Raw genomic sequence first — 14,327 nt, 5'->3', positions numbered from 1 at the left:
GGCGTGAACGACGGTGGGGCGGGGCGCGCCCGTCCCACCGTCGGGCGGGCGGGGCCGCGCCCGGGGTCGGACCGTGACGGTCCGGTGCTCCCGGGGTCAGACCGTGGCGGTCCGACGCCCGAACTGCTGGTTGGTGCCGCCGTTGCAGGCCCACTGTTCGAGCGCGGCGCCGTCGTTGGTGGCCTGGTTGACGACGTCCAGGCACCTGCCGCTGTGCCGGGCGATCAGCCGGACGTTCCCGGAACCGTCGCCGACCGGCTGGACCTGCCACTGCTGGGACAGCGCACCGGTGCAGGTGTTCTGCACGGCGAGGGCCCCGTCGACGGTCGACCCGCCCTGGACGTCCAGGCACTTGCCGCTGTGCCGGGCCATGACCTGCGCGTAGCCGGTGCCGAGGTCCTTCAGGAAGAAGTTCTGGTTGGCGCCGTTGCCGCAGGTCCACTGGAGGAGCCGGGCCGACTCGGCGAAGGAGTACTCGCCGACGTCGACGCACTTGCCGCTCTGCCGGCCGACCAGTTGCTGCCAGGTGGCGTTGAGCGGGGTGATCCGGCCGGTGGCCGCGTTCACGGTGATCTGCGGCGAGTAGCCCAGGGTGAGGGTGGTGTCGGTGGGGAAGGCGAGCGGGAGCCACACGTACTGCGAGTCGTTGACCGTGCCGCCCGTGGCGTTGCCCCAGCGGTCGCCCAGGTAGAGGTAGCTGGTCCCCTGGCTGCCGACCACCGGCAGGACGAAGGCGGTCTGGCTGGCGTAGGTGATCCCGTCGCCGGCGTCCCGCAGTCCGCTCCAGGTGCCGGTGATGCTGCCGGCGGTCGCGTACTTCTGCTGGTTGGGGGCCCAGCCGGTGGCTCCGGAGGTCAGCAGGAAGTACACACCGTTGCGCTTGAACAGGGCCGGGGCCTCGCGGGACTCGCCGTTCCACAGGCTCTGCACCTGCGCGTCGATGCCGGTGTAGTCGGCGGTGAGGCGGTAGATGTGCAGGTCGCGGTTCTCGTTGGCGGCGGAGACCATGTAGCCGGTGCCGTCGTCGTCGACGTAGGTGGTGATGTCCCGGGACATCGCCCCCGCCGGACGGAAGCTGCCGCGCCAGGTGTAGTCGCCGTCGACGGTGGCGGAGACCGCGACGGCCGCCCGGGCCTCGCTGTAGTCGGTGGCGCTGCCTTCCTTGTGCATCCACATGACGAACTGTCCGGTGACGGCGTTGTACATCACCTTGGGGCGCTCGATGTTGGCGCCGGCCAGCTCCGGGTCGGTCGCCTGCGTCAGCACGTGCCGGCGGAACTCCCAGGTCTTCAGGTCGGTCGAGCGGTACGCGGAGACGTAGCGGAACGAGTTGTCGGCGTTGCGGTTCTCGCCGAACCAGTAGTAGTACGCACCGACCTTGATCACACCGCCGCCGTGGGCGTGCAGCGGGTTGCCCGCGGTGTCCACGAACTGGGTCCCGTTGGTGACCGTCACGGCGACCGCCTCGGCCTGCCCGACGCCCTGGAACAGGGAGACGCACAGGGCCAGCACGGCGCCGCCGACTGCCGTTCTCAAACGCAGCATGTCCACTCTCGTCCTTCGTTCAACGACGCGCCCGCGGGCCGACCGTGGCGCGGCGGAGCATCCGGCAGGTGCGGATGACCGCGCGGCAGCGGCTGTGCCGGCGCCGCCGCCCGGGCCGGGCGGCGGCGGGGACCGATCGCGGGTGCGTCGTGGGTGGGGGTGGCCCCGACCGTCGGCGACAGCGCGTCCGTCGCTGATGTTCGCGCAAACAATCGGGGTGATGGAGAGTTTCAAAGCGCTGTTCGGTTATGTCAAGGCTTCTGACCGATTCACAGGCGGAGTGGGGCAATCAGGCCCGAATCATCCACCAGGGGCATACGTCCGACCACACATCGTCATGTTTGAGCGTTGTTTTTCGTTGCTTCCTGTTCGATCGAGAAGCCGGCCGGTGCCGCCCCGGAGTGCGTGGCCGACACGTGCGCCCCTGCTCCGGACGGCGTGCGTCCGGAGCAGGGGCGACGGGGGGCTACTTGTGGCAGGAGCGGTCAGTCGACGGTCCAGGTCTGCACGGCGGAGCCGGTGTCGGGCTGCAGGGTCACCCCGGCGCCGTTGGTCGCCGAGGCGGCGGTGAGCACCGGGCCGCCGGCGGAGGCGATGGTGTACCGGTCGTCGTCGGGGCGGGCCGTGATCCTCCAGCGCTGGCCGGTCCGGCCCGCGTCGCAGGTCCGCTGGACCACGGTGGCGCCGACGGCGCTCCCGGACGCCTCGGCGCACTTCCCGGAGTCCTTGTTGGTCATGGTGTAGGTACCGTCGGACTGCGGGGACACGGTCCAGGTCTGCTTGGGGCCGCGGTTGGGTGCCCACATCACGAGGCCGGTGCCGTCGTTGGTGGAGCCGGCGTTCTCCAGGGCGACACCGTCGACGTCCCCCGTCACGATGACGTGCTCACCCTCCACCGTGCGCACCGTGCCGGGCCACGGGACGCCCGGAGCGGCGTGGTAGCCGATTCCGGCGGCGGTCCAGCGCTGACCGTGCTGGGCGAGCCGCTGGCGGAAACCGGTCCAGTCGCGGCCGGACTGCGGGGTCCAACCGACCTCGGCGACGGCGGGCAGCCGGGGGAAGCTCATGTGGTCGGCGTACTCCTGGGGCGAGGGCCAACGGGTGGCGGGGTTCGGCAGGTTGCTGCTGCCCTCGTAGGCGCGGTCGGCCCAGAGGGCGGCCTCGACGCCGGCGATCTGCCCGGCCGGGACGATGGCGCCGGTGCCGTCGAGCTTGCCGGTGACGGTCTCGGGGTCCCAGGCGTAGGAACGCTGCACCGGCACGTAGCCGGACCAGCTCAGGCCGTAGGGGGTGGAGACGTCGTACTTCATGTCCAGGTAGGCGTGGTCGGACGGGGACATGATGTATTCGGCGCCCTGCGCGACGCCCTGACGGAGGTGGGTGATGCCCGGCTTCTCGCTCGCCGTGCCGATGGTCTCCCGGTCGCTGTCCTCGCCCCAGTACTGGAGCAGGCTGCCGGCGGGGAGGGGGGACTGGCCGAGCTGGTGCCAGCCGATCACGGTCTTCTTCCGGGCGGTGGTCGCGTCGGCGGCCGCCTCGACGTAGGCGTCGTACTCGCCCTGGGTGGCCTGCGGGGTCTCGTCGCCGCCGAGATGGACGTAGGGGCCGGGGGTGAGCTCGGCCACGGCGTCGACGACGGTCCGAAGAAAGTTCTTCGTCGCGTCCTGGTGCTTCTGGTCCTTCAGACAGTAGAGGCTGATGCCGACCTCGAAGCCGGAGTAGGGGGCCTTCGCCCGGTCGTCGCAGTTCAGTTCGGGAACCGAGGCCAGGGCGGCCATGGTGTGCCCGGGGCCGTCGATCTCGGGGACCACGGTCATGAAGCGGGACGCCGCGTAGGAGACGATCTCCTTGTAGTCGGCCGCTGTGTAGTACCAGTCGGTGCCGCCGGTGAAGCCGCTCTGGGTGCTGGCGCCGACCTTGGTCAGGTCGGGCAGGGCGTCGACGGCGATGCGCCAGCCCTGGTCGTCGGTGAGGTGCAGGTGCAGCTTGTTGATCTTGTAGGCCGCAGCCTCGTCGATGTAGCGCTTGACCTGCTCGACGGGGAAGAAGCGGCGGGCGACGTCCAGCATCACGCCGCGGTACTCGTAACGGGGCGCGTCGGAGACCTTCGCGGGCGCGACCGTCCACGTCCGGGACTGCCTGGTGCGGGACTCGACCGCGGCGGGCAGCAGCTGACGCAGCGTTTGCACGCCGCGGAACAGGCCCTGGGCTCCGTGCGCCGTGACGACGACGCCGTTCCTGCCGGACGCGATGGTGTACCCCTCGGCACCCAGCGAGGCCGGGCCCCCGGGGTCCAGGACGAGTGCCTTGTCCGGCGCCTCGGTCTTCCGGACCACCTTGAGGTCGTAGCCCGTCGCGGGCGCGAGCAGCTTCGCGAGGTAGCTGCCGACGCCCTGGGCTGCCGCGTCCTTGGAGAGGACGGCGATCCGGGTCCTGGGAGTGAGGGTGAACCCCGCGCCCGGCACCGCCTGCTGCGAGACCGGTTGCGGTACCAGGGCGTACGGGGCGGAGGTGGGCGCGGCGGGAGTGGGCGCGGCGGCGGCCGGCGAGAGTACGGCCGTGAGCGGGAGGGTGAGGGCGGCCGAGGCTAGCGCGACAAGACCTCGGCCCCGTCGGTGGAACCGGTGCATGATGGACTCCTTCTGTGGGGGGAAGGCCCGGAGCCGCTCGACGGCGGGCGGCCGGGAGGGCGCGGTACGCGCCGGCGGCGGAGGGTGCGTCGCCCGGGATCGGCGCCGGGGACCCTGCCGCGCTGCAGGCTGCTCGTCCTGTGGCAGCAGTACATGAAGCCGACAGTGCGACAGAGCACGAAAGGCGCTCGCAGATGCTCCAAGAGTGAGCTTTTCGAGCAGCTTCAACCACGAAGGTGTCAGGGTGCCCAGCGGGGCGTCAAGGCCTACCCGGCCGTAGCTTCGGCCGCTTCCGCACCCGGGGAACGGGCATGCCGAAGGGCCCGTCCCCCTGGCTCGGGGCCGGAGGACGGGCGTTCGGGGGGCGGTCCGGGGCTACTTCGCGGGGACCTGCTTCACGGAGGGCTGCTTCACGAGGACCTGCTTCACGGGGGGCTGCTTCACGAGGACCTGCTTCACGAGGGGCTACTTCACGGACCCCGCGGTGAGGCCGGAGACGACCTTGCGCTCGATGAGCGCGAAGAGGACGACGACCGGCACGATGGCGATGACCGAGCCGGCGAACAGGAAGTTCCACTGGACGGTGTAGTTGCCGATGAAGCTGTTGATGCCCACCGTCAGCGGCTGGTTCTCCGGGACCGTGGACAGGGTCAGCCCCATGACGAACTCGTTCCAGGCCGCGATGAAGGTGAAGATCATCGCGGTGACGACCCCTGGCATCGCGAGCGGCAGGGTGATCCGCAGCAGCGCCCCTCCCCTGCCCAGCCCGTCGATCATGGCGGACTCCTCCAGCGCCACCGGGATGGAGGCGAAGTAGGCGGTGAGGATCCAGATGGCGAAGGCCAGGTTGAAGGCCGCGTTGCACAGGATCAGCGTCCACACCGAGTTCAGCATGTCCAGTTGGTAGAACTCGCGGTAGAGGCCCACCAGCAGGGAGGTGGGCTGGAACATCTGGGTGACCAGCACCAGCAGCAGGAACAGTTTGCGGCCGCGGAAGCGCACCCGGGCCGTGTAGTACGCGGCGGGGACGGCGACCAGCAGGACGAGCAGGGTGGACCCGGCGGCGACGAGCAGGGTGACGCGGAGGTTGTCGCCGAGGTGGGACTCGCGCCACACGTCGACGAAGTTCGCCCACTCGAACGAGGACGGCAGGTAGCCGGCGTCGCGCAGTTCACTCGCCGGCCGCAGTGCGGTGATCACCATCTCGGCGTACGGCAGCAGGAACCCGGCCGCCAGCAGCCAGGCGGCAGCGGCGACCAGCAGGGTGCGCGGGCGGAAGGTGCGGGTGGCGCGCGGGGCGGCGGCCCGGCCACCGCCCTTGGCAGCACGGGGAGTCGCGACGGGCGGGGCGGACTCCGACGGTGCGAGGGTGGAGCGGGCCATCAGTTCTCCTCCTGGTTCCAGCGGCTGGCCTTGAGGAAGACGACGACCATGACGACGACGAGGGCGAAGTTCACCACGGACATCGCGGCGGACTCCCCGATGTCCGAGTTCTTGAGCTGGTACATGAACACGGTGGTGGTGGCGGTGTCGCTGTCCGGACCGCCGTGGGTCATGCTCCAGATGATCGGGAAGGAGTTGAAGACGTTGATCAGATTGATGACCACTCCGACCAGGAACGCCGGCCGCAGCAGCGGGAGGGTGATCCGGAGATACGTCTGCCAGGGGCCGGCGCCGTCCACCCGGGCCGCCTCGTAGACCTCGCCGGGGACGGTCTGCAGTCCTGCCAGCAGGGTGTAGGTGGTGAAGGGCAGGGAGACGAAGACGGCGACGAACATCATCCAGGGCCAGGCCGTCGCGGGGTCGCCGAGCCAGTCCCGGGGGCTGTCGATCAGACCGAGGTCGGTCATGAGGGTGTTGAGGACGCCCGCGGTCTGGTTGAGCATCCACTTGAAGCCGATGGCGGTCATCACGACCGAGGCGGCCCAGGGCGCGATGAGCGCCCAGCGGGTGAGGCGCCGGCCGGGGAACTTCTGGTTGAAGAGCTGGGCCAGCGCCAGGGAGACCAGCATGGTCGCGCCGACCACGACCACCGTCCACAGCACGGTCGACAGGACGACCGAGGGCAGTGACGGTTCCGCGAACAGCTGCTTGTACTTGTCGAATCCGGCCGAGCCCCGGACGAATCCGCTGCTGCTGATCCTCAGGAACGAGGTGCGGACCATCTCGTAGACCGGCCAGAGGACGACCAGTGCGATCAGCAGGACGGCCGGCCCGATCCAGGGAAGCGGTCCCAGCCGGGCCAGGCCGCCCCTGTCCTTGCGGACCGGGCGCGATGTGGTTGAAGTGGTGGACACGAGGGAGTGCCTGCCTTCCGTGACAATGCGGTGCGCGGGCTGCCTACTTGTCGGAGACCGCTGCCTCGGCCTTCTTCTGCAGCTCCCCCAGGACCTTGGCCGGGTCGTTCACGGCCGTGCCGCCGCTCTTCTTGATCTCGGCGGAGACGGCGTCCCAGGTCGTGTCGCCGAGCGGGTAGAACACCGCGTTCGGCAGCAGCGAGAAGAAGGGCTCGAGGTCCTGGTGCCTGCCGTTGCCGGTCATCTCCCCGAGGGTGTCCTCGGTGACCGGCATCAGGTTGTAGAGCTCGTCGAACTTGAGCGTGTTCTCCTTGGCGTACGCGAAGTCGAGGAACGCGCGGACCTGCTCCTTGTGGCCGGGGCCCTTGAACGCCATCATCCAGTCGGCGACGCCGAGCGTGGACTTCAGCGCACCGGCCTTTCCGGGGATCGGCGCGACGCCGTAGTCGACCTTGCCGTCCTTGGACATCTGGATCAGCGAGGGGTGGCCGTTGAGCATCGCGACCTTGCCGGCCGCGAAGTCCGCGAAGGCGGTCTTGCGGTCCGTCGTCGCGGGGTTGGCGTAGGTCAGGCCGGGAGCGACGAGGTTCGTCTTCAGCCAGGTGAACGCGTCGATGTTGGCCTGGCTGTTGAGTGTGTAGGCGCCCTTGGCGTCCGTGACACCGCCGGCGTTGCCGAGCTCCCAGATCAGGGACTCGCCCTGGGCCTCCTCGGGCCCGAGCGGCAACGCGTAGGGGGTCACACCCGGCACCGCCGCCTTGATCTTCTCGGCGGCGGCCTTGACGTCGTCCCAGCTCTTGGGGGCCTCGGTGATGCCCGCCTGGGCGAAGAGCGCCTTGTTGTAGAAGAACGCCCGCGCCGAGGCGACGAACGGGATCCCGTAGGGCTTGCCGTCGACCTCGCCGGCCTTGGCGAAACTGTCGATCAGGTTGGCCCGGGTCTGCTCCGAGAGCACCTCGTCCGCCCGGTACAGCAGGTTGTCGGCGACCTTGTCCGCGTAGCCGCCGGTCTGCAGGACGTCGGGCACGTTGCCGCTCTGGATCATCGTCTTGACCTGCGAGTCGATGTCGTTCCAGTTGATCACCTGGACGTCGACCTTGATCTTCGGGTTGGCGGCGGTGAACCGGTCCGCCACGTCCTTCCAGTAGGACGCCGAGCTGTTCGAGGCCTTGTCGCCGTAGTCGGCGGCCACCAGCTTCAGCGTCACGTCCTTGTCGGCGGAGGCCGTGCTGCCGCCGCTGCCGCAGGCGGTGAGGGCGAGCGCCCCGAGGGTGCAGGCACAGGCCGCTGCGAGAGAGCGCTTGTTCATCGTCAGTACCGCCTTGTCTCCCGGCCGGTCTCGACGACGCGGCCCAGTGGGGGTCCGGAAACTGCCGCAGAGTTCGGAGCGTGCATACACGTGGAAGATCCAACCGTGTTTCGCTCATAAACGAGCATCTGCCGTGGGCAAAGTAAACACGAGCAGGCGGGGCCCGAGCCAGACCCGTTACGCAAACGATGCCAACGTGACAGGCGTCCAGCACCGGAGGAACACAGAAGGAACACCTGACGGCGGCGCCACCGGCCGACCGGTCACCGTCCTCCCGCCCGACGCCGGAACGGAAAGCGCCCGGCGGGCTGCCGCGGGAGCGGAGCCCGCCGGGCGGAGGCGCTTCGTGCACCCGGTTACGGCGGCGTGAGGGTGGTCCGGGAGAATCAGACCGCAATAACCTCGATACCGGCCTCGATGAACCGCGCCGCCATCTCGGGAACCAGACCGGAGTCCGTGACCAGCACGTCGATCCGGTCCAGGCCGCAGATCCGGGCGAAGGCGCGTCTGCCGATCTTGGACGAGTCCGTCGCGAGGACCACCTTCCGGGCGCGCTCCGCGAGCAGCCGGCTGATGCCGGCCTCGTCCTCGTGGTGCGTCATCACGCCGAGTCTCGGGTCGACGCCGTCCACGCCCAGCACGGCGACGTCGAGGACCACCTGGTTCAGCACGCCCTCCGTCAGCGGCCCGACCAGCTCGTAGGTCTGGGGCCGCGCCACGCCACCGGTCACCACCAGCTTGAACTGCGGGCGGACCGCGAGTTCACCGGCGATGTTCAGGGAGTTGGTGACGACCGTGTAGAGCGGCCCGGAGGCCGCGTCCCCCCGCTCCGCGGGCCCCCCGCCGGCCCGGAGCACCAGTGCCCGGGCCACCTCGGTGGTGGTGGTGCCGCCGTTGAGGCCGACGACGTCCCCCTCCCCCAGCAGTTCGGCCACCGCGGTCGCGATGCGCTGCTTGTCCGACACCCGGCGCGAGGACTTGTAGCGCATCGGGAGTTCGTAGGAGACGCCGTGCGCGATCGCCCCTCCGCGCGTACGGACGAGCAGCCGCTGCTCGGCCAGCTCGTCGAGGTCGCGCCGGATGGTCGCCGGCGACACCGCTACCGAAACAGCCGCCTCGTCGACGTCCAGCTTGCCGTCGACCGCGAGCAGTTCGAGCAGCTTGCTCCACCTCTCCTGCTTGGACATGCGCAGCAACCCTTCTTCGACTGGAACTCCGGCACCGCGCCGCGTCCGGCGGGAACGGAAACCGCCCTGGGCGGCCGGTCCGCCGACCCGGGACGTATGCGCGGAGTTGATCGTATCGCCGCACCGTCGCGCAAGGCGTGGCGCGGGCAAACCGCGCACGTCACACGACATTCGGCGGCCGACCTCTGGACTCGGCGAGCCTTCTGCATGGATACTGCGCTCACACATCTTGATGGATTTCGCATCTTTGGCGCTATCAGTGCGCATCTTCGATCATCCAGGATGGTTCGGCACCCATGATCAGCAACAACTCCCCGTCCCCGGTCGGCTCCACGCCCCCCGCTGCGCCCCCGTCCGACGGCCACCCGCCCGGGTGCGTGATCGCACTCGACGTCGGCGGCACCGGGATGAAGGGCGCCGTTCTCGACCACGGCATGCGCCCGCTGCACACCGTGCACCGACCCACTCCGCGCGCCGACGGGCCGTCCGCCGTCCTCGACGCCATCACCGACACCCTGCTCGCCCTGAACCGCTCGGCCACCGAATCCGGACTGCCGGTGCACCACGCGGGGGTGGCCGTCCCCGGCATCGTCGACGACGCCCGCCGGCTCGCCGTCCGGTCGGTGAACCTCGGCTGGCAGGACCTCCCGCTCGCCGCCCTGCTGGAGGAACGGACCGGCCTGCCCGTCACCCTGGGCCACGACGTCCGCGCGGGCGGCGTCGCCGAGTGCGCGATGGGGGCTGCCCGCGGGGCGGACGACGTCCTGTTCGTCGCCATCGGCACCGGCATCGCCGCGGCCCTCGTCTGCGACGGCCGACCGGTCCTGGCCCGCGGGTACGCGGGCGAGATCGGCCACATCCCCGTCGCGTCCGGGATGGGAACGTGCGCCTGCGGAGGCTCCGACTGCCTGGAGACGGTGGCCTCCGCCGCCGCCGTGGCGTCCGCCTACACCGCGCGCACCGGCCGGCCCGTGTCCGGCGCGGCCGACGTGGCCGCCCTGACCGCGCAGGGCGACCCCGTGGCACGAGCGGTCTGGGACCGGGCCGCGACCGGACTGGCGGAAGCACTGGCCACCGCCACCACCCTGCTCGCGCCGGAACTGATCGTGCTGGGCGGCGGCCTCGCCGAGGCGGACCGGCTCCTGCTCGACCCCGTGCGGGCCGGCCTGACGGAGCGCCTGACGTTCCAGCGCCGTCCCGTTCTCGTGCGGGCCGAGCTGGGCGACCGGGCGGCCTGTCTCGGCGCGGGCCTCGCGGCCTGGCGGGCGGCCGGGCACCCCGTGACCCGGTCGGCGGCCGGACACCCCGTGGCCCGGGTGGCCGCCGACCACCCCGTGGCCCCGGGCCGGACGGGAGGAACCGACCGATGATCCTCACCGTCACCCTCAACGCCGCGCTCGACGCCACCTGGAGCGTCGACAGCCTGCGGCCCCGCACCTCCCACCGCGTCGAGGACGCGCAGGAACGGGCGGGCGGCAAGGGGATCAACGTCGCCCGCGTGCTCGGCGGCCTCGGGCACGACCCGGTGGCCACCGGCCTGGTGGGCGGGGCGACCGGCCGCCGGATCCTCGACGGACTGCGGACCGCCCGCATCCGGAGCGAGTTCGTCGAGGTGACCGGCGAATCACGCCGGACCCTGGCCGTCGTCTCGCGCGACGACGGCGATGCCACCGTGTTCAACGGGCGCGGGCCGTCGGTGACCGCGGCCGAGTGGCAGCTCTTCCACCGGCGCTACGCCGCCCTGGCCACCGGGGCACGCGTGGTGGTCCTCAGCGGCAGTACCCCGCCCGGCCTCCCGGTGGACGCCTACGCGCAGCTCGTCCGCACGGCGGCGGCGGCCGGTGCGCTCACGGTGCTCGACACCAGCGGCCCGGACCTCCTCCGGGCCCTCGATGCCCGGCCCGACGTGGTCAAACCCAACGCCGAGGAGATCGCCGCGGCAACCGGGCAGGCGGACCCGGCCCGCGCGGCCGCGGCGCTGCGGTCCCTGGGCGCCCGCACGGTCGTCGCCTCCGCCGGCGCCGACGGCCTGCACGCCGTCACCCCGGAGGGCACCTGGCGGGCGGTGCCCCCCGAACGTCTCGCCGGCAATCCCACGGGCGCCGGCGACGCCTGCGTGGCCGCGATCGCCGCCGGGCTGGACGCGGGCTCGGCCTGGCCGGACATCCTCCGCACGGCGGTGGCCCTGTCGGCCGCCGCCGTCCCCTGCCCGGTCGCCGGCGAGGTCGACACCGCCGTCTTCCGGCGGCTGCTCCCCCGGGTCGTCGTCGAGGCGGTACCGCCGGCCCCGGTGCGATGACCCCTCGCACCGTTTGCGCGAAACTGATTGATGGATGCGCTTTACGAGCAACTATTGACAGAAAGAGTGCTCATGAAACAGCATTCTGAGCAACGGGGCATCCCAGCCGACCCCTTCCATCCCCTCCGACCGCAAGGAACCCGCGTGACCACCTTCGAAACCTCCCGCACCTCGGCCGAGATCGCCTCGCAGCCCGAGACCTGGACCCACGCAGCCCGCTCCGCCGGCTCGCACACCGACGCGCTGCCGCGCCGCGGTGAGCGGGTCGCCGTGGTCGGCTGCGGCACCTCCTGGTTCATGGCCCACGCCTACGCGCAACTGCGCGAGAGCGGCGGCCACGGCGAGACCGACGCCTTCGCCGCCTCCGAGTTCCCCCTCGGCCGCGGCTACGACCGCGTCGTGGCCATCACCCGCTCCGGCACCACCACCGAGGTCGTCGACCTGCTGGCGAAGATCAAGGGCAGCGTCGCGACCACCGCCCTCACCGCCGACCCGGCGACCCCCGTGATGACGACCGCCGACCAGGCGGTCGTGCTCGACTTCGCCGACGAGGAATCGGTCGTCCAGACCCGGTTCGCCACCACCGCACTCGTCCTGCTGCGCGCACACCTGGAGGCCGAGGGCGCCCTGCCCCCCGGGGTGCGCCCGGTCGCCGAGGCCGTCCAGGACGCCCGGCTGGCCCTCGACACCCCCCTGGGTCCCGAGCTGAGCGGCGCCGACCAGTTCACCTTCCTCGGCACGGGATGGACCTACGGCCTCGCCCTCGAAGCCGGCCTGAAGATGCGCGAGGCCGCCGGCGCCTGGACCGAGGCCTACCCCGCCATGGAGTACCGCCACGGCCCCATCAGCATCACCGGCCCCGGCCGGGTCGCCTGGCTGTTCGGCCCCGCCCCGCAGGGCCTCGCCGAGGACGTCGCCCGGGTCGGCGGACTCTTCCGGCAGGCCTCGGGCGGCGGGTCCGGGTCCCTCGACCCGCTCGCCGATCTGATCCTCGTCCAGCGGCTGGCCGTGCTCCTCGCCGAGGCCCGCGGCTACGACCCGGACCGCCCCCGCAACCTGACCCGCTCCGTGATCCTCGGCCCCGCCACCTGACAGCCCACCCCTTCCGGTCCGCCCGGTCCGCCCGGCCGCGGCGGCGCCCCCGGGCTCCCTGCCCCGCGCACCACGCACACCGCCACCTTTGTGGAGAACCCTCATGCCTCTGACACCCACCGGCGACATCGTCGGCCCTGCCCACACCGGCGCCCACGGCGTCGGGGCGTTCAACGTCGTGCAGATCGAGCACGCCGAGGCCATCGTGACCGGGGCGGAACGGGCCGGCCGGCCCGTCGTCCTCCAGATCAGCGAGAACACCGTCCGCTACCACGGTGCGCTCGCCCCGATCGCCCTTGCCTCCCTCGCGCTCGCCCGGACGGCCTCGGTGCCGGTGGCCCTCCACCTCGACCACGCGGAGTCCCCCGAACTCGTCCACGAAGCCGTCGACCTGGGCTTCACCTCCGTCATGTTCGACGCGTCCAGGCTCGACTACGAGGCCAATGTGTCCGCCACCCGGCAGATCGCCGAGCACTGCCACCGGGCCGGCGTCTGGGTCGAGGCCGAACTCGGCGAGATCGGCGGCAAGGACGGCGCCCACGCCCCGGGCGTCCGCACCGACCCCGACGAAGCGCGCGCGTTCGCCGCGGCCACCGCCGTCGACGCCCTGGCCGTCGCCGTCGGAAGCTCCCACGCGATGCTCACCCGGGACGCCGCCCTGGACCTCGACCTGATAGCCCGGCTGCGCGCCGAGCTCGACGTGCCGCTCGTTCTGCACGGTTCCTCGGGCGTCGGCGACGCCGACCTCGCCAAGGCCGTCGCCGCCGGCATGACGAAGATCAACATCTCCACCCACCTCAACAGGCTCTTCACCCGCACCGTGTGCGACCGCCTGCGGGCGGCACCCGACACCGCCGACCCGCGCACCTACCTCGGTCCGGCCCGGGACACGGTGGCAACCGAGGTGACCCGCCTGCTGGGCATCCTCACCAGCCGCTGACGGGGAGGACGCCGGCACCTGATCACGGTTGGGCAACGTCGCGGGCCGAGCGGACGGTCGGTCACTCCTTCCGGGCAAGCGGTCCGCACCCGAGCTGCACGGAGCGGACCGCGCACGACGAACCGTCCGACCAGCCGGTGCCGCAGAACGGCCGGCCGTCCCCGAGGAACCGCATGCCGCCGCTCCGCTCCCGTCCGACCACCACCGCTACCGGCACCGGCACCGGCACTGCCATCGCCACCGCCACCGCCACCGCCACCGCGCGCCGGACCGCCGGTGCCGTCTCGGTCGCCCTTCTCGCGGTCGGCGCGAGCGTCACCCCCGCCGCCGCGACGGACTCCAGGTCCTACGACTTCGAGTCCCTCGGGGCCCAGGACTGGCCGTTCAGGGCCATCAACGGCTTCGGTGCCGTGAACACCGCCCCCGCCCCGCCGGGCGGGACGGGAACCGCCGCGAGGTTCAACGTGCCGGCCGACGGGACCTCGTTCCGCGCCGAACTCGCCCTCAAGGGCCTGAGCGCCGAGAGCCACCGCTTCTCCTTCACCAACTACCTCCCGAAGGACTGGAAGCAGGTCGACGACGACACGATCGTCGCCCAGTGGTTCAGCACCCAGCCCGACAACGAGGGGGTCAAGCCGGTCCTGGCGCTCTCGGTGAACGGCGGCGACTGGCGGCTCAAGGTCCACTGGCTCAAGAACCTCGCCACTTTCGAGGAGTTCGAGGCCCTGATCCCGCTCGGCCCGGCGCAGTTCGGGCGCTGGAACCGCTGGACCTTCGACATCACGTGGTCCACCCCGTCCGCACCGGGATCGATCACCGTGGCCCGGGACGGCGTCCAGGTCGGCTCCCACCGCGGCGACAACAACTACCACCGCGGTGAGCCACCGCACTTCAGGACCGGGATCTACCGCCCCGCCTGGCGCCCGGAGAAGAAAGCGTCCCCGACCGGCGGGCCCGATGTGGTGCTGTACGTCGACGACATCGCCGTCACCCCGGGTCCGGCGGGGGCGGCGACCCCGGCTCCCCCG

11 protein-coding genes are annotated in these 14,327 nt (G+C 71.6%); 5 read left to right on the top strand and 6 right to left on the bottom strand.

The features are described 5' to 3' along the window. Positions 1-96: 96 nt before the first annotated feature. From ADK60_RS13470 to ADK60_RS13445, 6 genes are all read right to left on the bottom strand, one after another. Positions 97-1,545: an RICIN domain-containing protein gene (locus ADK60_RS13470; RefSeq protein WP_053645903.1), complete on the bottom strand. Its 1,449-nt coding sequence runs from the start codon at positions 1,543-1,545 to the stop codon at positions 97-99. Between the two features lie 485 nt (positions 1,546-2,030). Beyond that, positions 2,031-4,175 carry a family 20 glycosylhydrolase gene (locus ADK60_RS13465; RefSeq protein ID WP_053645901.1) on the bottom strand — a complete coding sequence of 715 codons (2,145 nt, stop codon included), beginning with the start codon at positions 4,173-4,175 and terminating at the stop codon, positions 2,031-2,033. Between the two features lie 465 nt (positions 4,176-4,640). Beyond that, on the bottom strand, positions 4,641-5,558 hold the full coding sequence (locus ADK60_RS13460; RefSeq protein WP_079008327.1) for a carbohydrate ABC transporter permease: 918 nt from the start codon (positions 5,556-5,558) through the stop codon (positions 4,641-4,643). Continuing rightward, positions 5,558-6,472: a carbohydrate ABC transporter permease gene (locus tag ADK60_RS13455; RefSeq protein ID WP_053645899.1), complete on the bottom strand. Its 915-nt coding sequence runs from the start codon at positions 6,470-6,472 to the stop codon at positions 5,558-5,560. Before ADK60_RS13455 ends, ADK60_RS13460 begins: the two co-directional genes overlap by 1 nt. Before the next feature lie 43 nt (positions 6,473-6,515). After that, positions 6,516-7,781, bottom strand: coding sequence for an extracellular solute-binding protein (locus ADK60_RS13450; protein WP_053645897.1), 1,266 nt, complete (start codon positions 7,779-7,781; stop codon positions 6,516-6,518). A 386-nt stretch (positions 7,782-8,167) separates the two neighbouring features. After that, positions 8,168-8,968 (bottom strand): DeoR/GlpR family DNA-binding transcription regulator, encoded by an 801-nt coding sequence (locus tag ADK60_RS13445; RefSeq protein ID WP_045939456.1) that lies wholly within the window; start codon positions 8,966-8,968, stop codon positions 8,168-8,170. A 407-nt stretch (positions 8,969-9,375) separates the two neighbouring features. Between ADK60_RS13445 and ADK60_RS13440 the strand changes: the two genes are divergently transcribed. The 5 genes from ADK60_RS13440 to ADK60_RS13420 form a co-directional block, all read left to right on the top strand. Beyond that, the gene (locus ADK60_RS13440) at positions 9,376-10,338 is read left to right on the top strand and encodes an ROK family protein (RefSeq protein ID WP_234371064.1); all 963 of its coding nucleotides are present in this window, start codon (positions 9,376-9,378) and stop codon (positions 10,336-10,338) included. Continuing rightward, entirely contained in the window at positions 10,335-11,267 is a 933-nt protein-coding gene (locus ADK60_RS13435; RefSeq protein ID WP_053645894.1) for a 1-phosphofructokinase family hexose kinase, read from the top strand. Before ADK60_RS13440 ends, ADK60_RS13435 begins: the two co-directional genes overlap by 4 nt. Positions 11,268-11,411: 144 nt before the next feature. Further along, positions 11,412-12,359 (top strand): SIS domain-containing protein, encoded by a 948-nt coding sequence (locus ADK60_RS13430; RefSeq protein WP_053645892.1) that lies wholly within the window; start codon positions 11,412-11,414, stop codon positions 12,357-12,359. 103 nt (positions 12,360-12,462) lie between these two features. Then, positions 12,463-13,299 (top strand): class II fructose-bisphosphate aldolase, encoded by an 837-nt coding sequence (locus ADK60_RS13425; protein WP_045939460.1) that lies wholly within the window; start codon positions 12,463-12,465, stop codon positions 13,297-13,299. A gap of 173 nt (positions 13,300-13,472) precedes the next feature. Further along, a partial coding sequence (locus tag ADK60_RS13420; RefSeq protein WP_159400420.1) for a polysaccharide lyase family 20 protein occupies positions 13,473-14,327 on the top strand: 855 nt, incomplete at its 3' end.

This window comes from Streptomyces sp. XY431, from assembly GCF_001279805.1.
Taxonomy (GTDB): Bacteria; Actinomycetota; Actinomycetes; order Streptomycetales; family Streptomycetaceae; genus Kitasatospora; species Kitasatospora purpeofusca.
Note: the sequence above shows the minus strand (reverse complement) of the source record. Positions and strands in the feature narration are given on the sequence as shown.

Bases quoted from the DNA above. Each gene is read 5' to 3' on its own strand.
- ADK60_RS13470 (WP_053645903.1), bottom strand. From the start codon at position 1,545: ATGCTGCGTTTGAGAACGGCAGTCGGCGGCGCCGTGCTGGCCCTGTGC.
- ADK60_RS13465 (WP_053645901.1), bottom strand. From the start codon at position 4,175: ATGCACCGGTTCCACCGACGGGGCCGAGGTCTTGTCGCGCTAGCCTCG.
- ADK60_RS13460 (WP_079008327.1), bottom strand. From the start codon at position 5,558: ATGGCCCGCTCCACCCTCGCACCGTCGGAGTCCGCCCCGCCCGTCGCG.
- ADK60_RS13450 (WP_053645897.1), bottom strand. From the start codon at position 7,781: ATGAACAAGCGCTCTCTCGCAGCGGCCTGTGCCTGCACCCTCGGGGCG.
- ADK60_RS13445 (WP_045939456.1), bottom strand. From the start codon at position 8,968: ATGTCCAAGCAGGAGAGGTGGAGCAAGCTGCTCGAACTGCTCGCGGTC.
- ADK60_RS13440 (WP_234371064.1), top strand. From the start codon at position 9,376: ATGAAGGGCGCCGTTCTCGACCACGGCATGCGCCCGCTGCACACCGTG.
- ADK60_RS13435 (WP_053645894.1), top strand. From the start codon at position 10,335: ATGATCCTCACCGTCACCCTCAACGCCGCGCTCGACGCCACCTGGAGC.
- ADK60_RS13425 (WP_045939460.1), top strand. From the start codon at position 12,463: ATGCCTCTGACACCCACCGGCGACATCGTCGGCCCTGCCCACACCGGC.